This is a genomic window from Ruegeria sp. J8 (assembly GCF_056531925.1).
In genome coordinates this window covers 78,405-95,024 of sequence record NZ_JBQFMR010000005.1, presented here as the reverse complement: position 1 = coordinate 95,024, position 16,620 = coordinate 78,405, and the positions used below count along the sequence as shown (strand labels likewise).

Here is a 16,620-nt window from a genome sequence, read left to right as displayed (position 1 = left end):
TTCAGTCAAGCGTTGGATCAGTTTCCGGAAGAAGGTTCAAAAACGTTATCGACAAGCGCCGGCGTGTCTGCCTGTGGGACATGACACTGGTTGCAGAAGTACCGAGTACCGGCGATTTGATCCAGTTCACGTCCTTCGCGGTCCAGATAGTGCGTCATCGATAAAGTGGGTGCGTTGCGCTCACCCGCCTTTGTCCAGTCGTGGCAGGACAGGCATTGGTTGGTCCGCAGATCGATTTGGTATTGTTCGATTGAATGCGGGATCAGCGGGGGTTGCTGCCGGTAATTCCTCTGCATACGCCCTTCGATAGTGCGGTGGACCTGATCGAGTGGAACGGGTTCATCAACCTCGGCCCCGCGCAGGGCTTCGACTTGCGCGGATTGGGCAAGGGCGAAACCGCTCAGGAGTATGACGGGGATCAGGGCTGTGACGCCGGTCAGGATTAGCTTGTTCATCTTGGCACTCCCTTAGGTGGGTCTGGCTGCGCGCTGAATGGGCGCGGGAACGGGATCGGAAGGTGCGGCGACGTGGTCGTCGAACCGGTGAGTAAACTTGAAAACATCAACCGCGCAAACATCGATACAGCGGCCGCAATTCGTGCAGTCGGGCGACAGGATCAGCGGTGTGGTGCCGGTTTTGCCGCGCAACGCGGGTGAGATGACGTGGTTTTCCGGGCAGACGGCAAAGCAATCCATGCAGTCGTCACAGGCTGCGCGATTGGGCGCGCTGACACGCAACATCGCTTTGGTGCCGATTAGGCCATAGAATGCTCCGACCGGGCACAGGTGCCCGCACCATCCGTGGCGAGACACGAACAGGTCGAAGAAGAAGATTGCAACGATCATCGCCCAGACAAAGCCCGCGCCAAAGATCAGGCCACGATGCAGCATGGTGATCGGGTTGATCAGTTCCCACGCGATGACCCCGGACAGACCCGAGACGATCAGTACCGTGGCCAATATCCACAGCCGCGTACCGCGTTTGGGTTGCCAGCCTTTGGGCAGGCCTAGCTTGCGGTGCAGCCAATGGGCGGCATCGGTTACCGGGTTGATCGGGCAGACCCAGGAGCAATAGACGCGCCCGCCGATCAGCGCGTAGGCGACCAGAACAATCAGGCCTCCGATCAGGGCGGTCAGTTCGGGCCAGTGCCCGGCAATCACGCTTTGCAGCAGAACAAATGGGTCGGTCAGCGGCAACACGCCAAGGGTCAGCGACCCGGCCAGCGTGCCTTGAACGATCCAGATGCCGAACCATGGGCCCAGCAAGAACAGGACTAGAAAGAACAACTGTGAGGCTCGGCGCAGCAACAGGTATTTGTGCGCACCTAACCAGCCTTTGGCTTCGATTGCCTCTTGGCCGACGGGGAGATGTGTGCGTGCACTCATTGTCCAGCCCCCGGCAAATTGTATTCCGGCGCAAAGCCGCCCGGCGTGACCAGATTGTCGGTACCCGGACCGGGCAGGCGGTCGGGCAGGTCGATGATGCCTTCGACCACTGGTGCGCCCTTGGCCTCTTTCTCTTCCCAGCCTTTGCGATAGTGATCGGCGCCGGAACCGCGCGCCAGCCGGGCGGGCAGAACCTTGATCGCTGCCACTGGCAGAACGCAGCTTTTCTCGCACATGCCACAGCCGGTGCAGCGATTGGCATGAACGGTGGGGATGAACAGCGCATGGTGGCCAGAACGGGTGTTGTGCGCGGTTTCAAGCGTGATCGCTTCGTCAATCACCGGGCAGACCCGGTAGCAAACATCGCAGCGCAGGCCCTGAAAGTTCAGGCAGTTTTCCTGATCGACCAGAACGGCCACGCCCATATCGGCGTCGTCGATATTGTCAAGCGCAGGGTCCAGCGCCCCGGTGGGGCAGGCGGCGACACAGGGAATGTCGTCGCACATCTCACAGGGCACGTCGCGCGCGGTGAAATAGGGTGTGCCGGTGGCGACGGCATCGACGCCAAGCTCGGCCAGCTTCAGAGTGTTATAGGGGCAATCCCGCACGCACAGACCGCAACGGATACAGGCGGACAGGAAGTCTTGTTCCGGCAAGGCACCGGGGGGACGCAAGGCCTCGGCTGGCAAAGCCCGCGCGTCGTGCGCCAGCCAGGCCAACAAGGACCCGGCCGCCACGCAGCCGCCAGCGGCGCGCGCCGAGTCCTGCAGGAACCGGCGCCGCTGCGGCGAGAGGGGAGTGCCAACACCAGACATGGGTCTTACCTTTGCCTTGCCAGTTTCTTATGCGCGCTCGACCTTACAGGCGCATTTCTTGTAGTCGGTTTCCTTCGACAGCGGGCAGGTTGCATCCAGCGTCAGTTTGTTAGTCAGCTGGTGCTCGTCAAACCAAGGCATGAAGACCAGCCCACGTGGCACCTTGTTGCGCCCACGGGTTTCGACCCGGCTGGTCACTTCGCCCCTGCGGGTGGACAAAACAATTTCCTGACCGCGCCGCAGACCGCGATCCCGGGCGTCGTCGGGGTGCATGAAAACAACAGCTGACGGGAAGGCGCGGTGCAATTCCGGAACCCGGCGGGTCATCGAACCCGAATGCCAGTGTTCAAGAACCCGACCAGTACAGAGCCACAAATCGTATTCATTGTCCGGCTCTTCAGCAGCAGGTTCGTAAGGCGCGAAGATAATTTTGGCCTTGCCGTCCTTGTGGCCATAGAATTTCACGTCGGCCCCTTCGGGTACATAGGGGTCATAGCCTTCGCGGAAACGATAAAGCGTTTCTTTGCCGTCCACGACCGGCCAACGCATACCGCGTGCCTGATGGTACATTTCGAACGGTGCCAGATCGTGCCCATGACCGCGCCCGAATTCGGCGTATTCTTCGAACAATCCTTTCTGCACGTAAAACCCAAAATGCTGTGCTTCGTCATTGTCGAAACCTTCGGCAGTTTCAGAAAGCGGGTATTTGTCCACATTCCCGTTCTGGAACAGAACCTCGAACATCGTCTTGCCGCGATGCTCTGGCATCTTGGCCAGCAGCTCTTCGCCCCAGACTTCTTCTACGGTGAAGCGTTTCGAGAATTCCATTAGCTGCCAAAGGTCGGATTTAGCCTCGCCCGGCGCTTTAACCTGTTGATGCCAGAACTGAGTGCGGCGCTCGGCGTTGCCATATGCGCCTTCTTTCTCGACCCACATAGCCGTTGGCAGGATCAGGTCAGCTGAAACTGCGGTGACGGTTGGATAGGGATCTGAAACTGTGATGAAGTTTTCAGGATTGCGATAACCGGGATACCCTTCCTCATTGATATTCGGGGCGGCTTGCATGTTGTTGTTGCACTGAACCCAATACGCGTTCAGCACACCGTCTTTCAGCATTCGGTGTTGTAAAACAGCGTGGAAGCCCGGTTTTGGCGGGATTGTACCTTCGGGAATTTTCCATGCGGTTTCACAAATCTCGCGGTGCTCGTCATTTGCGACAACCATGTCCGCGGGCAGGCGGTGGGCGAATGTGCCAACCTCTCGGGCGGTGCCGCAGGCAGATGGTTGGCCGGTCAGCGAGAAGGGCGAGTTGCCGGGTTCGGAAATCTTGCCAACCAAAAGGTGGACGTTGTACATCAGCGAGTTCACCCACGAACCGCGCGTATGCTGGTTGAAACCCATGGTCCAAAGGCTCATGACTTTCCGGTTCGGATCCGCATATTGTTTCGCAAGTTTCTCAAGCTTGTCAGCGGGAACACCTGAGAGTTCAGATACATATTCCAAAGTGTAAGGCTCAACAGCTTTGGCATATTCTTCGAAGCTGATGGGTTCCATTTTGCCCGAGTTCGGGTTTTCCGCGTCTTGCTGAAGTTGGTTTTCGTCGCGCAGGCCGTAACCGATATCGGTTGCCGTCTTGGTGATGTTTACGTGCTTTTTGACGAAGTCTTCGTTCACCGCGCCATTCTGAATGATGTAGTTGGCGATATAGTTCAGGATCGCCAAATCGGTCTGTGGGTTGAACACGATGCCATTGTCCGCCAATTCGAAAGAACGATGTTCAAATGTTGACAGAACATGAACTTCGCTGCCCGGTTTGGTCAGACGCGTGTCTGTCAGGCGCGACCACAGGATGGGGTGCATTTCGGCCATATTGGAACCCCACAGAACGAATGTGTCTGCGTGCTCGAAATCGTCGTAGCAGCCCATCGGCTCATCTATGCCGAAGGTCCGCATGAACCCAACAACAGCCGAAGCCATACAATGGCGCGCGTTGGGGTCGATGTTGTTGGAGCGGAAGCCCGCTTTCATCAGCTTGGCGGCGGCATAGCCTTCCCAGACCGTCCACTGACCCGAGCCGAACATGCCCACGCTGGTCGGGCCTTTCTTGGCCAGCGCCTCTTTCCACTTAGCGGCCATGACATCAAAGGCTTCGTCCCAGCTGACCGGTTCGAACTCGCCATTCTTGTCGTATTCGCCATTGGTCTTGCGCAGCAACGGAGTGGTCAGGCGGTCTTTGCCATACATGATCTTGGACAGGAAATAGCCCTTGATACAGTTCAGGCCGCGGTTCACCGGCGCGTCCGGGTCGCCCTGAGTGGCCACGACGCGACCTTCCTTGGTGCCAACCAGAACGGAACAGCCCGTTCCGCAGAACCGGCACGCGGCCTTGTCCCAGCGGATATCCGGCGTCGCCGCCTGAGCGTCGGCCGTGCCTGTGGCCAGCGGAATACCGGCGGCCGAGGCCGTGGCTGTGGCAGCAGTGGCCTTGAGGAATGTCCGGCGTGATTCAGAATGTGTCATAGCGTGAGCCTCCGGCTGGTGGTTTGGCTTAGGGCATCGGGACGCGGGCGGGTCTCTGCAAGGTCCTCGAAATGGTGATAGGTCAACGTCAGAGACACGACCCCGGGGATCTGGTGCAGATCCATGATGGTCTCGGACGCAAGGCGTTCAGGGGTATCTTCGACCACGACGACGAAACGGCCGTCTTCGGTCTGGGCGTGGATTTCCACACCCGGTGTATCGCTCAGGGATTGCGCCGCAGCCGTAGCGTAGTCGGGCGCGACATGGGCAAGGCAACCGCAGATGTTCATTGCACAGCTTCCATTTTGGGTTGAGGGGTGTGGTCCAGCGAGATGGCATCCGCCGGGCAAACGGTAGGGCAGAGCCCGCAGCCGGTGCAGGCCGCCACATCCAGTGTCGGTTTGGCCCGACCACCGGTTTGCAGCGAGAACCGGATCGCGCTTTCTTCGCAATTGTCCTGACAGAGGCGGCAACTGACGCCATTCATCGACAGGCAGGAGTCCAGCTTTAGCGCGGCACGCCAGGGCCAGTTGGACACAAGGTCGATATCCAAAGCAGGGGTTGGGCAGGCAATGGCGCATTCGCCGCAAAAAGTGCAGGGATTGTCTGAGGGTTGAAAAACAGGAAAGCCGTCCGCAGCGATTGCAATCACGTCCTCAGGACAAGCCGAGGCGCAATCGCCGCATTTCGTGCAGTGCTTCAGAAAGTCAGGCCCGACCGATCCCGGAGGTCTGGCTGTCACACCGTCCTCATCGTGAAATCTCGCGCTCAGGAAGGCGCGCCGGGTAGTCACTTGGCCCATTCTCAAAGACCTGGCTTTGCTAGATTCTGTTCGTCGCTATTCCCGATTAACGGCTTCGTTCAGCGCCGGATTTGATATTGATCAATTTCTTGGCAGTTTTTGCATGGAACTTAAAAAAAATATGCATGCAAAAAATCTGTTTTGTCAAATTGTTGCAGGTGCGCTGACAGCTCGGCAAGCGTCGGGACTGACAAAGACAAGCCAATTTATCTTTTGGGCTTCGCCGTTCTGAGCAGCAGAATGAAAACGAAAATTGACCCCAGTGAGGTCGTCACAATTCCGACCGGCAGTTCTTGCGGGGCAAGCATCAGGCGGCTGAGGATATCGGACCCGGTCAGCAGTACCGCGCCAACCACGGCTGCCGTCGGGACAAGGTGATTGTGCAAAGGACCAGCGATGCCGCGCGCAATATGTGGAACCATCAGGCCAACAAAGCCGATCACACCGGCGACCGACACAAAAACGGCGGTCGCGAGCGCAGCAACAAAGAACATTTTGAATCGTAGCGACTGAACCGGAACGCCCAGTGTTGTTGCCGTGACATCTCCGGTCAGCAGCGCATCCAGCCAGCGGCTACGATAGAGGGCATAGGCCAGAATAAGCGCCAGCCCGGCGCAGACCAGCGGGAAGGTTTCCCATCGCGCCAGACCCAAACCGCCAAGCATCCAGAAGATGACGGAATGGGCAGCACGGTTGTCGCCTGCGAAAATCAGGTAATTGGTTAGGGCTGAGAACAGGAAGGACACCGCAAGCCCGGCTAGGATCAATTTCTCAGGCGCGCTCGTCCGCAATCCGTGTACTAAAGCCAGCACGATGCCAGAGGCCACCAGCCCTCCGCAAAACGCCGCCAGCGGCAAGGTCCAGAACCCCAGAATGTCCCCGGTTACGGTGATGACGAACACAGCACCCGCTGCAGCGCCCGAAGACAGCCCGAACAGAAACGGGTCGGCCAGATCGTTCCGCGTGGTTGTCTGCAAGACAACGCCGACAATCCCCAAACCAGCGCCGATCACGGCCGCAAACAGCGCGCGGGGCAGGCGCAGGTCAAAGACGATACGGTGCAGGGGCGACACGTCTCCATCCACAAGGCCTGTGCCCAGCAATATGGCCTTGAATGTATCGGACAGAGGGATGGATGTGGTTCCGTAGATTGTTGAAACCAGAAGAAGGGCGGCCAGAATGACCGCCCCCACCAAAAGTGTCAGCCCCAGACGGCCCAAATTAGTTCAGGCCCTTATGCATGGCCTGTGCCATTTTCGAGATCGCCTGAATGTTCGCGGGTCCCGGCGTCAGTTCTTCGTACCGCAGACCGATCCAGCGCTCGTTTTTGACCGCATCGGTTTGCGACATCACCGGGTGCTCTTGCAGGAATTTGAACGTATCCGCCGCGCCATTTCCGGTTTGATAGTCCAACAGCACCAGGAACTCGGGGTTCGCGGCGGCGACGGCCTCCCAAGAGCTACGGCCCCAGCTTGTATCCATGTCATGGGTCACGTTCTGACCGCCCGCAGCGGCAATCATCGCATCTGGGATGGCGTATTTTCCGGCGGTGAAGGGCGCATCAGCGGGCCCGTCCAGCAGGAACACGCGCGGTTTCGGCAGATCGGCGGTTTTCGCCTCAATCGCGGCCAGCTCGTCTTTCCAGCCTGAAACCAACGCTTCGGCCTTGTCTTCAACATGCATGACCTTGCCCAGACGCAGGACATCGTCAAACAGCAGGTCCATGCTGGCCTTTGGGCGGTCCTTATGCAGGTGAACGCAGCTTTCCGACAGGATCATAGTCTTGATCCCGAAGGGCGCCAGCGTTTCCGGTGTCACATCACCACCGGGCCGCATTCCGTAGTACCAACCGGCAAAGAACAGGTCGGGTTCAACGGCCACCAGGTTCTCGACCGTCGGATATTTCGGGGCCAGTTCCGGGATATCGCCGCGCAGCGAGTCGAACTCGGGGCTGGTTTTGTACCAGCCGGTAATCCCGGTCAGGCCGACGATCTTGTCTTGTAGACCCAGTGCAAAGGCCATGTCGGTCATGTTCATGTCATGCACGACCAGACGCTCGGGCTGGGTTTCAAACACCAGCGGTTCGCCGCAATTGTCGACGGTAACTTCATGCGCGGCGGCACCGCCCGCCATGGCTGTAACCAGCGCCACGGACAAGATGTGTTTCATTCGGAAATGCTCCTAACAGGATTGGAAACTGAGGTTTTTCGGATGTCCAGCGCCGGGATCAAGCGGCCCTCGTGCTGGAAAAACAGGTAATCTACGCCGAACGTGTCACGCACGCGGTCGGTGGTGAGCACGTCGGCCACAGGTCCGAACCCGGTAAGACGGGTGGATTTCATCAGCGCGACATGCGTCGCAAATTCCGGGATCATGACCAGATCGTGGACGATCATCACCACTGTGATCCCCAGCCCGGCCACCAGTGACAACATCCGCCCCTTGGCGTCCGGGTCCAGATGGTTGGTGGGCTCGTCCAGAAACAGCAGTGCCGGGTTTTGTGCCAATGCCCGCGCGATATGGGCGCGCTGCCGTTCCCCGCCCGACAGAACCGCCATGCGCTTGTCGGCCAGATCGTTCAGGCTGGTCAGGTCCAAAATTCGCGCAAGATCGGCGGCATGGGCCTCGGCCGAGCGGTCGGACCGGATCGGGATCTGTCCCAGCGCTACATACTCGCGCAAGGAGAGCCGCCCGTCGGGATATTCCTGCTGGCTGACAACAGCGATCATCCGCGCACGCTCGGTCGCTGACATGCTGCGCAAATTTCGCCCCTTGAACAGTACATTGCCGTCCGAAGGATGCTCGGACCCGCATAGAAGGTTCATCAGCGTTGTCTTGCCTGCGCCGTTGGGCCCAGCGATGGCCAGAACCGCGCCTTCGTGAAGCGCAAAGGTGATGTCCTGAAGCAGAACTTCGCCGTGATAGGCGTGATAACCGACGCCGTTGACCTGAAGGAACGCATGTTCGGTCATGTGGCCCCCGTAGCCAAGGGCGGCATCCGCGACAAGGTCTTGTGCAACAGCGCCTCGGGGCGATCCGTTGCCTTGGTCCAACCTGTGGAACTGTTTTGGTATTGCCGCGCGAAAGCGGCCAAAGCGTCGATATCGGCCGAGGTTTGAATTTCGCCAAACAGATATTGTGCCTTCGCACCCGCCTGAAATCCAACGGTCAGCGGGTGATCGCAACCGGCCATACACTCGATCATCCGTGTGCCGTAGCCCTCGGGCAGGCGCTCGCGCAGGGCCTCGGCAATCGATAGCGCCGCCTCTGCCCCTTGGCAGGTCGTGCAGATCAGCACCACATGATCCGTCATGCTCCGCCCCACCTGCATGCCAGACGGGCAGGGAGAGGAACGGTTCTGATGACATCGAGTCGATGTGACATTGAGCCTCTTTCCAGGACACCCCGCCCCGGTTTGGTTGCGTTTGAGATGGCAGGTCTCCTGACTCGCGGGTCTGTGCTTGGCCACCCTTCCCGACCTGATCCGGCCAGTGGGATATTGGCGTCGCTCACCGCCTACAGTTGCGGGGGCAGTTACGGATTTGGTCTGCACCTTACCGTATTCCCTTTTCATCCCGCGCGTGCAGCATCGGGAACCATCGTAGCGTCACTGCCTCAGATCAGAGCATGGGTCAATATGGATTCCGCAACGTTCCGGTGAAGACAGCGCAAAGGATATTGCTGCTCAGTGGGCAATCAGTTATGCTGCGACGCAGCAAAATTTGAAAGCCGAGGCTACGTTTTGCGGGCTCAAGGGTGCTGGACGTACTATTGTGACCCCGAACTGACCTGCATCAATTAAACCCGCGACCCAAGTCGGTAAGACGTCCGAAAAACCAAAGTTGGCACGCTATGAAAATCCAGGAAAATAAAACCTTCGAGCAGCTCAAGGTTGGCGACGCGGCACAACTGACCCGCTTGTGCACGGTTGACGACCTTTATGCTTTTGCCTCGGCCTCGGGCGATCACAATCCGCTGCATCTGGCAACCTATGACGGGGATGGCGACGGCCTTGCCGAAGCCGTCGCACCCGCGCTGTGGCCCGCCGGTCTGGTCGCAGCCGTGCTGGGAAACTACATGCCCGGCGCCGGAACGCAGACTCGCCGCGCGGATTTGGCCTTCCACCTCCCGGTGCTTGCGGGTGAAGAACTGACTGCCTTTGTCGCTGTTGAGGAAAAGCGCGACGATGGTGATCTGCTCTGCTCAGCCGAAGTGCGACGGGTCGTTGACAATGCTCTGGTTCTCAGCGGCACCGTTCAGGTCACACCGCCTTCGACGCATATGGAGTTCGACTCGGTCGAGGTCCCTGGCCTGATCGTGCAGCGGCACCGCCATTTCGACGCGCTGTTGGAAAAAGCGCGCCCACTAGAGCCGATGCCAACCGCCGTTGTTGCGCCAGAAGAGCCCAACTCTCTGAGCGGCGCGTTGCTGGGACATGCCAATCATATTATTTCGCCGATCCTCGTCGGGGACCCCGATAAAATCGCCGCTGCTGCCGCTGAGCTGGGGGCCGACTTGTCTGGCATCGAAATTGTCGAGGCCCGCAGCCACGGCATCGCCGCGCACCGTGCCGTGGATCTTGTAGTCGACGGACGCGCGCAGACCCTGATGAAGGGGTATCTGCATACCGATGAGTTGCTGCACGCGGTTTTGCGTCGTGAAAAAGGGCTGCGCACAGGGCGGCGACTGTCACATGTGTTCGTAATGGATGTTCCGGGCATGTCGCGCCCGATCATGGTGACGGATGCGGCGGTGAATATTGCGCCTGATTTGGAAACCAAGGCGGATATCGTGCAAAACGCGATTCACCTGGCACATTCTTTGGGAATCGAACAGCCCAAGGTCGGCGTGTTGTCGGCGGTTGAGACGATCAACCCGCATATGCCGTCATCGGTCGATGCGGCCTTGCTGTCGAAAATGGCCGAGCGCGGTCAGATCACCGGCGGGTTGGTCGATGGGCCGCTGGCGATGGACAATGCGGTTGATCTGAACGCCGCCCGTACCAAAGGGATCACGTCAGAGGTTGCCGGTGCTGCCGATATTCTGGTCGCGCCTAATATTGAGGCCGGGAATATGGTGGCAAAACAGTTGACCTTCATCTCTCATGCCGAGGCGGCAGGGGTCGTGATCGGTGCGGCCGTTCCCATCATTTTGACGTCACGATCCGATGATGATGCCTCGCGATTGGCATCCTGTGCTGTAGCCGCGCTTCATGCGCATGCAAACAAGGGTAAAATCCATGGCTGATCATGTTGTGGCGCTGAACGCCGGGTCTTCTTCCCTGAAATTCGCGCTTTATGAGCTGGTTGAGGGCAATCGCCCCAGTATGCGCTGGCGTGGCCAGATCGAACGTTTGGGCGACGCACCACGTTTGCTGGCCCAATCCGCTGGAGGACGCTCGATCGACCGTCCTTTGACCAACACCAAAAGCCATGACGAGGCGATCCACGCCTTTCTGGAAATGGCGCGGGAATACCTGCCGGACATCCATGTACGTGCCATCGGGCACCGCGTCGTCCACGGGGGCACTGTTTATTCCGAGCCGGTGCGCATTGACGCCTCGGTTGTCGAGACGTTGTCTGGGTTCATACCTTTCGCGCCGCTGCATCAGCCCTATAGTCTTGCAGGGATACGCGCAGCCAGCGCGGCCTTCTCGGACACGGCGCAGATCGCCTGCTTTGACACGGCGTTCCATCGGACACACCCTTGGGTCAACGACACCTTCGCCCTGCCGCAGAGCTACTATAACAAAGGCGTACGACGGTACGGGTTTCACGGGCTCAGCTACGACTACATAACGCAAAAGCTGAAAGAGATCGCGCCGGGCTTGTACGACGGGCGCGTGGTTATTGCGCATCTGGGTAACGGGGCCTCGATGTGTGCGGTTTCGGGTGGTCGGGCGGTGGCCTCGACTATGGGGTTCTCGGCGCTGGACGGGTTGCCAATGGGAACGCGTAGCGGGCAGCTTGACCCTGGTGTTGTGCTTTACATGATGCAGCAGGAAGGCCTGTCGGCGGATGAGATTGCCGAGATTCTGTATCGCAAATCCGGTCTGCTGGGTCTGTCGGGGATATCGTCGGACATGCGCACCCTTCTGTCCGCTGACACGTCCGAGGCGCGTAAGGCCATTGACTATTACGTCTTCCGCATACGCCGCGAATTGGGCGCATTGTCAGCCGCACTGGAAGGGATCGACGCGCTGGTCTTTACGGGTGGTGTTGGCGAGAACTCGGCCGCAATCCGGCAGATGGTGTGTGACGGCATGCGCTGGATCGGGATCGAGATGGATCACGCCCGGAATGCCGATGGTGGCACGGTTCTTTCAACCGATTTCAGCCGCGTGCGGATTCTGTCGATTCCGACGAATGAGGAAATGGTGATCGCCCGCGCGGCTGCGAACCTAATGGAGTGACCTAGTCCTGCGGCTTTTTACGGGTCTTGGCGTATTTCAGCAGGACCCCAAGAAGTGCACTGACAATTTCAGGTGTCAGCGTGCCAAGCGGATCGCGCCTAATGCCGGTTACGGCGTTGCGCGCATCCGCGAAGTTTTCTCGGATTTCGGTTTCAATATCTCGCAAAGCCATGTCGCGCAGTTCGACGGCATCCGACGTGTCTGTCTGTGCCGTCATGGAATTCGCAACTACCGCAAGCAGAACGGCCACCACCAGATCAATCCCGGCCACAATCAGCGCGGCCGAGGTCGTCGACAGAGTCTCTGACAGCCAGAAAAACCCGGCCACGTTCAGCATCACGGCGGCAAGACCCACGGCAAGACCTACTGCGGCATAGATGCCTGTGCGCTTTGCGGCAACTGCGACTTGACGCTGTGCAATCAGCCGTTCAGCGCGCAAAATGATCGAGATATTTCGGGAAATGCGGCTCATGTCAGACTCCTACCGGGATCGACCGATCATGTACCCAAGCGCAAAGACGCCAAGGGCGAATAGGATGGGCTTTTTATGCGGCAAATCCTCGAATTCTGTCAGAACTTCATCAATTTGGGCAGTCCAATGGCCGAGGTTGTCGACGAATGCATCGGCTGGTTCCGGGGCCTTGGGTGGCTCGGGGTTGGCGTGTTCGGCCAACTGGCGGCGCAGTTCGGCGACCTCTGCTTCCAATTCTGCTTTTGTTACCATGGTTGCGTCCCTCTACCGCGATGAACCGCATGTTAGACGGTTTTTCTGTTTCGGTAAAAGGGACTTATCCAGATAGTTGAGCGGGCCAGTGCTTAGCCTGTGCGACACCAGACGCAATCATGATCCGAAAGCGGCGTACCTTCGTCCGAGATTGAAGTCAGAATGCCTTTGTCTAGACACTTCAGACCCCGTCCGGCCAGCCAATCCAGTTTCATGACCCGCTCAGGATGCGGAGTGATCAGGCTGGGTCGGATTGTAGGACCTTCTGCGGTGAAAGACCATGAGTAGCCTTCGCGTTCGGCCAACCCAAACAAGGTTTCACGTCGCCAGTCAAAATCGGGGGGCAGATGGTTGCCGGTGTTCAGGTCCCCACCGATCAGAACGGGCAGTCCGGGCGCAAACGCGTCGATTTCATCTAACAACCGTTGGAACTGTTGATGGCGGTGCGCTGCATCTGCGTTGCTTTCCAGATGAGTGGACACAACGCAAAGCGAACCCTGCGTGGCCGGGATAATGGCGGCGATGGCATTGCGACCGCCGACCCGCGGTTGATCCGGGTCCGTCGCGCCAGTGTCTGAGGCAAACCAATGGCCGTGATCGTCCAGTCGGATCAGTGACGTGCGTTCAAACGGCACCGAGGACAGGATTGCGTTCCCATGCCAGCCAAGACTGTTGAAGTCATCCGTGCAAAAGCCCCGCTCGGTCGCGCCGCCGAGATCAAGTTCGTGAAACTCGACACCGAAGGCGTAGGTCATGCCAAGCGCGGCGGCCATCACTTCAGTGGTATGCCGCTGTGCAGTGCGGGCCATGCCGTGATCGACCTCGGACAACAAGACGATATCGGGGCAGACCTTGCCAAGATGTGCGGCGGTTTCTTCGGGGAAAAGACACCGTTCCACATTCCAGGCAGCCACTGTGAAATCGCTTTGCAAATGAGTGGACGTAGCACGGCCTCCAACTTGCACGGCATTCATGGCAGGCAGGCTGGACAGCAAATCGCGATGCGCTTCAGCCGTGCGCGGCGCAGCCAAGATCGCGTTACGCTGTTCCAGCGTCACGGCGGGCAATGTCTCAAACGTTTGCCCCGTCACAGTTTGCGCCCCGTTTCAGGATCAAACAGTCGCAGGGCCTCGGGCTTCAAATTCAATGTCGCGGTCCCGATGGAGGCTGCATCATCCTTGCCGGTCATCACCGAAAAAGGTTGTTCCCCCACCACGCCATGCAACAGGCGATGGGCGCCGAGCTCTTCCAGAATGTCCACACGGAACGGGATGTTGCCGTGATCGTCCAGTACCACATCCTCGGGGCGAATGCCCAAAGTCACCGGCCCGTTTTGCGAAGCAGGTGCTGGCATCAGACCGTCATAGCCATTGATGCGCACCTCGCCTTGCTCGACCTGAGCCCGGATCAGGTTCATCGGCGGTGCTCCCATGAATGAGGCCACAAAGGTCGAGGCTGGGTTGTGGTAGATTTCCGACGGCGTGCCGATCTGTTCGATCCGGCCAGCGTTCAGGACGATGATCCGGTCGGCCATCGTCATCGCCTCGACCTGATCATGGGTCACGTAGACGGCTGTGGTGCCAAGGCGGCGTTGCAGGGCCTTAATCTCGATCCGCATCTGGTTGCGCAGCTTGGCGTCGAGGTTCGACAACGGTTCATCAAACAAGAACAGCGCCGGATCACGCACTACGGCGCGGCCCATGGCGACGCGCTGACGTTGACCACCCGACAGCTGCGCTGGTTTGCGGTCCAGATATTCGGTCAGGTTCAGCATCTTGGCCGCGTCTTCGACCTTGGCCGCGATCTCGGAGGCCGGGTTGCCGCGATTCTTGAGGCCATAGCCGATATTTTTTCGGACGGTCATATGCGGGTAGAGCGCATAGTTCTGGAACACCATCGCGATGTCCCGGTCCGCCGGATCCACGTCATTGACCACCCGGTCGCCGATCTTCAGTGTACCTTCGGTGATCTCTTCCAACCCCGCGATCATCCGCAGCAGGGTGGATTTGCCACAGCCCGAGGGGCCGACCAGCACGACAAACTCGCCGTCCTGAATGGTGAAGCTGGTGGTCTGAACCGCCTGAAAGCCGTTGGGATAGACCTTGCGGATGCCCTCTAATGAAACCTGAGCCATGCGCGTATTCCTTATTTGTCGGATTCTGTAAGGCCCTTAACGAACCAGTTTTGGAAAAAGACGACGATCGCCACGGGTGGGATCATCGCGACAATGGCCAGCGCCAATGCCTGCCCGTGTTCTGGGATCTGACTATCTGTGTAGGACAGCACGATCTGTTTGATGCCCCGGACCAGGGTGAAAAAGCTCTCATCCGTCGTGATCAGTGTCGGCCACAGATATTGGTTCCAGCCAAAGACAAACATGATGATGAAGATCGCAGCGATCATCGTCCGGCTAAGCGGTACAAGGATATCGACAAAGAACTTCCATGGGCCTGCGCCGTCAATCCGGGCGGCCTCGGCCAGCTCCTCAGGGACGGACATGAAGAACTGACGGAAAAAGAACGTGCCGGTTGCGGATGCGATCAGCGGTACGATCAGACCGGTATAGGTGTTTGTCAGGCCCAGTTTCTGGATCGCCTCGTATGAGGGCAGGATGCGCACCTCCAGCGGCAGCAACAGGGTGGTGAAGATCACCCAGAAGGCCAGCGTGGCAAAGCGCAGGCGAAAATAGACGATGGCATAGGCCGCCATCATCGAGATGATAATCTTGCCCATCGCAAAGCCGATGCCAAGGATGAAGGAATTCATCAGCATCAGCGTGCCATCCACCGTCTGGGTGAACCCACCCTTTTCGAACATGGCGGCATGGAAGTTCTTACCCAGATTGTCGCCCAGCGTCAGCTGCAACCCCTCGCGGTGGATCGTCACCGCGTCATGGCTGGCCGTGGTCAGCGCCAGCAGCGGTGGTATCATCATCAGCAAAGCGCCTAGGATCAGGACGGTGTGATCGCCGATCGCGCCCCATTTGATGCGGCGGGGACGATGGGTTTCAACGGGAGTTTCGAGTGTTGTCTCAGCCATGTCCAAAGCCCTTACGTATAGTGAATCCGGCGTTCCACCAGGCGGAACTGAAACACGGTCAGGATCAGCACCAGCACCATCAGGATCACCGATTGCGCGGATGAGCCGCCAAGGTCATTGCCCCGGAACCCGTCCAGATAGACCTTGTAGACCAGCGTCATCGGGTTGTTGCCCGGCTCACCCTTCATCAGCGCGTCGATCACGCCAAAGGTGTCGAACAGCGCGTAGGTGATGTTGATGATTAGCAGGAAGAACGCGGTGGGGGCCAGCAGCGGGAAAGTCACCTGCCAGAACCGTCCGGTAGCCGAGCGGTTGTCGATCATCGCTGCCTCGCGCACGGATCGCGGAATGGATTGCAGGCCCGAGAGAAAAAAGATGAAATTGACCGGGATCTGCTTCCACACGGCCACGATGACCATAGCGGTGGCCGTGGCGTTATAGTCCACGCCCAGTTTGAAATCCCAACCGAACATCTGGAAAAACTTGGTCAGCGGCCCAGTGCTTTGATCAAAGAATAGGATGCCCAGAAACCCGGCCACAGGTGGTGCGATGGCATAGACCCACATCAGAAGCGTGCGATAGGTCTTTGCCCCTCGGATTACCTTGTCCGCCTTGACCGCTAGCAGCAGCGCGATGGCGAGCGAAAAGAACGTCACAAGCACCGAATAAAGGATCGTGAACCCTGCCACGCGCTTGTACTGATCATTGCCCAGCAGCGAGGTATAGTTTTCCCCCCCTACAAAGGTCGAGCCGAACCCAAACGGGTCCTGCAAGTAGAACGAGGATTGCAAAGCCCAGCCCGCAGGCCAGTAGAAGAAGATGGCAATGATCAGCAGTTGCGGCATCAGCAGCGCCACAGGAAGCCAGATCGTGTCAAAGCCCGCGCGTTTCATGAATGGTTCCGTGCGAATAATGAGCGATGG

18 protein-coding genes and 1 riboswitch are annotated in these 16,620 nt (G+C 58.7%); of the genes, 2 read left to right on the top strand and 16 right to left on the bottom strand.

Annotated features, from left to right (window positions below; translation table 11 throughout):
* Positions 1–17: 17 nt before the first annotated feature.
* The 10 genes from ACR0L1_RS12290 to ACR0L1_RS12245 all read right to left on the bottom strand — a co-directional run bounded on the left by ACR0L1_RS12290 (position 18) and on the right by ACR0L1_RS12245 (position 8,835).
* Positions 18–455, bottom strand: coding sequence for a nitrate reductase cytochrome c-type subunit (locus tag ACR0L1_RS12290; RefSeq protein WP_170789976.1), 438 nt, complete (start codon positions 453–455; stop codon positions 18–20).
* A gap of 12 nt (positions 456–467) precedes the next feature.
* Complete coding sequence (napH, locus tag ACR0L1_RS12285; protein ID WP_480859080.1) at positions 468–1,385, bottom strand: quinol dehydrogenase ferredoxin subunit NapH; 918 nt, start codon at positions 1,383–1,385, stop codon at positions 468–470.
* Entirely contained in the window at positions 1,382–2,200 is an 819-nt protein-coding gene (napG, locus tag ACR0L1_RS12280; RefSeq protein WP_480859078.1) for a ferredoxin-type protein NapG, read from the bottom strand. The genes napH and napG overlap by 4 nt, the downstream gene beginning before the upstream one ends.
* Positions 2,201–2,227: 27 nt before the next feature.
* On the bottom strand, positions 2,228–4,720 hold the full coding sequence (gene napA / locus ACR0L1_RS12275) for a nitrate reductase catalytic subunit NapA (protein WP_170785872.1): 2,493 nt from the start codon (positions 4,718–4,720) through the stop codon (positions 2,228–2,230).
* Positions 4,717–5,010 (bottom strand): chaperone NapD, encoded by a 294-nt coding sequence (locus ACR0L1_RS12270; protein WP_480859075.1) that lies wholly within the window; start codon positions 5,008–5,010, stop codon positions 4,717–4,719. The genes napA and ACR0L1_RS12270 overlap by 4 nt, the downstream gene beginning before the upstream one ends.
* The gene (locus tag ACR0L1_RS12265) at positions 5,007–5,522 is read right to left on the bottom strand and encodes a ferredoxin-type protein NapF (protein WP_480859073.1); all 516 of its coding nucleotides are present in this window, start codon (positions 5,520–5,522) and stop codon (positions 5,007–5,009) included. The genes ACR0L1_RS12270 and ACR0L1_RS12265 overlap by 4 nt, the downstream gene beginning before the upstream one ends.
* A 206-nt stretch (positions 5,523–5,728) precedes the next feature.
* Positions 5,729–6,742, bottom strand: coding sequence for a FecCD family ABC transporter permease (locus ACR0L1_RS12260; RefSeq protein WP_170773440.1), 1,014 nt, complete (start codon positions 6,740–6,742; stop codon positions 5,729–5,731).
* A 1-nt stretch (position 6,743) separates the two neighbouring features.
* The gene (locus ACR0L1_RS12255; RefSeq protein ID WP_480859071.1) at positions 6,744–7,691 is read right to left on the bottom strand and encodes an ABC transporter substrate-binding protein; all 948 of its coding nucleotides are present in this window, start codon (positions 7,689–7,691) and stop codon (positions 6,744–6,746) included.
* Positions 7,688–8,494 carry an ABC transporter ATP-binding protein gene (locus ACR0L1_RS12250; protein ID WP_170789982.1) on the bottom strand — a complete coding sequence of 269 codons (807 nt, stop codon included), beginning with the start codon at positions 8,492–8,494 and terminating at the stop codon, positions 7,688–7,690. Before ACR0L1_RS12250 ends, ACR0L1_RS12255 begins: the two co-directional genes overlap by 4 nt.
* Entirely contained in the window at positions 8,491–8,835 is a 345-nt protein-coding gene (locus ACR0L1_RS12245; RefSeq protein ID WP_170785883.1) for a DUF1636 family protein, read from the bottom strand. Before ACR0L1_RS12245 ends, ACR0L1_RS12250 begins: the two co-directional genes overlap by 4 nt.
* A gap of 102 nt (positions 8,836–8,937) precedes the next feature.
* Positions 8,938–9,137: riboswitch (cobalamin riboswitch) on the bottom strand.
* 237 nt (positions 9,138–9,374) lie between these two features.
* On the opposite strand from ACR0L1_RS12245, the gene ACR0L1_RS12240 reads away from it, so the two are divergent.
* On the top strand, positions 9,375–10,769 hold the full coding sequence (locus tag ACR0L1_RS12240) for a bifunctional enoyl-CoA hydratase/phosphate acetyltransferase (protein WP_480859068.1): 1,395 nt from the start codon (positions 9,375–9,377) through the stop codon (positions 10,767–10,769).
* A complete protein-coding gene (locus tag ACR0L1_RS12235; RefSeq protein ID WP_480859067.1) occupies positions 10,762–11,934 on the top strand; it encodes an acetate/propionate family kinase in 1,173 nt (390 codons plus the stop codon). Before ACR0L1_RS12240 ends, ACR0L1_RS12235 begins: the two co-directional genes overlap by 8 nt.
* Before the next feature lies 1 nt (position 11,935).
* Here ACR0L1_RS12235 and ACR0L1_RS12230 read toward each other — a convergent pair whose 3' ends face one another.
* From ACR0L1_RS12230 to ACR0L1_RS12205, 6 genes are all read right to left on the bottom strand, one after another.
* A complete protein-coding gene (locus ACR0L1_RS12230) occupies positions 11,936–12,406 on the bottom strand; it encodes a hypothetical protein (RefSeq protein WP_480859065.1) in 471 nt (156 codons plus the stop codon).
* 9 nt (positions 12,407–12,415) lie between these two features.
* The gene (locus tag ACR0L1_RS12225; protein WP_170773454.1) at positions 12,416–12,658 is read right to left on the bottom strand and encodes a hypothetical protein; all 243 of its coding nucleotides are present in this window, start codon (positions 12,656–12,658) and stop codon (positions 12,416–12,418) included.
* Positions 12,659–12,750: 92 nt separating this feature from the next.
* Positions 12,751–13,749 (bottom strand): endonuclease/exonuclease/phosphatase family protein, encoded by a 999-nt coding sequence (locus ACR0L1_RS12220; RefSeq protein ID WP_480859062.1) that lies wholly within the window; start codon positions 13,747–13,749, stop codon positions 12,751–12,753.
* Positions 13,746–14,792, bottom strand: a complete 1,047-nt coding sequence (locus tag ACR0L1_RS12215) for an ABC transporter ATP-binding protein (RefSeq protein WP_480859061.1) — start codon at positions 14,790–14,792, stop codon at positions 13,746–13,748. Before ACR0L1_RS12215 ends, ACR0L1_RS12220 begins: the two co-directional genes overlap by 4 nt.
* Before the next feature lie 11 nt (positions 14,793–14,803).
* The gene (locus tag ACR0L1_RS12210) at positions 14,804–15,697 is read right to left on the bottom strand and encodes an ABC transporter permease subunit (protein WP_170751513.1); all 894 of its coding nucleotides are present in this window, start codon (positions 15,695–15,697) and stop codon (positions 14,804–14,806) included.
* Between the two features lie 11 nt (positions 15,698–15,708).
* Positions 15,709–16,590, bottom strand: a complete 882-nt coding sequence (locus ACR0L1_RS12205; RefSeq protein ID WP_170773471.1) for an ABC transporter permease subunit — start codon at positions 16,588–16,590, stop codon at positions 15,709–15,711.
* Positions 16,591–16,620: the final 30 nt, after the last annotated feature.

Coding starts and splice junctions, on each gene's coding strand:
- ACR0L1_RS12290 (WP_170789976.1), bottom strand. CDS start 455: ATGAACAAGCTAATCCTGACCGGCGTCACAGCCCTGATCCCCGTCATA.
- napH (WP_480859080.1), bottom strand. CDS start 1,385: ATGAGTGCACGCACACATCTCCCCGTCGGCCAAGAGGCAATCGAAGCC.
- napG (WP_480859078.1), bottom strand. CDS start 2,200: ATGTCTGGTGTTGGCACTCCCCTCTCGCCGCAGCGGCGCCGGTTCCTG.
- napA (WP_170785872.1), bottom strand. CDS start 4,720: ATGACACATTCTGAATCACGCCGGACATTCCTCAAGGCCACTGCTGCC.
- ACR0L1_RS12270 (WP_480859075.1), bottom strand. CDS start 5,010: ATGAACATCTGCGGTTGCCTTGCCCATGTCGCGCCCGACTACGCTACG.
- ACR0L1_RS12265 (WP_480859073.1), bottom strand. CDS start 5,522: ATGGGCCAAGTGACTACCCGGCGCGCCTTCCTGAGCGCGAGATTTCAC.
- ACR0L1_RS12255 (WP_480859071.1), bottom strand. CDS start 7,691: ATGAAACACATCTTGTCCGTGGCGCTGGTTACAGCCATGGCGGGCGGT.
- ACR0L1_RS12250 (WP_170789982.1), bottom strand. CDS start 8,494: ATGACCGAACATGCGTTCCTTCAGGTCAACGGCGTCGGTTATCACGCC.
- ACR0L1_RS12245 (WP_170785883.1), bottom strand. CDS start 8,835: ATGACGGATCATGTGGTGCTGATCTGCACGACCTGCCAAGGGGCAGAG.
- ACR0L1_RS12240 (WP_480859068.1), top strand. CDS start 9,375: ATGAAAATCCAGGAAAATAAAACCTTCGAGCAGCTCAAGGTTGGCGAC.
- ACR0L1_RS12235 (WP_480859067.1), top strand. CDS start 10,762: ATGGCTGATCATGTTGTGGCGCTGAACGCCGGGTCTTCTTCCCTGAAA.
- ACR0L1_RS12230 (WP_480859065.1), bottom strand. CDS start 12,406: ATGAGCCGCATTTCCCGAAATATCTCGATCATTTTGCGCGCTGAACGG.
- ACR0L1_RS12225 (WP_170773454.1), bottom strand. CDS start 12,658: ATGGTAACAAAAGCAGAATTGGAAGCAGAGGTCGCCGAACTGCGCCGC.
- ACR0L1_RS12215 (WP_480859061.1), bottom strand. CDS start 14,792: ATGGCTCAGGTTTCATTAGAGGGCATCCGCAAGGTCTATCCCAACGGC.
- ACR0L1_RS12210 (WP_170751513.1), bottom strand. CDS start 15,697: ATGGCTGAGACAACACTCGAAACTCCCGTTGAAACCCATCGTCCCCGC.
- ACR0L1_RS12205 (WP_170773471.1), bottom strand. CDS start 16,590: ATGAAACGCGCGGGCTTTGACACGATCTGGCTTCCTGTGGCGCTGCTG.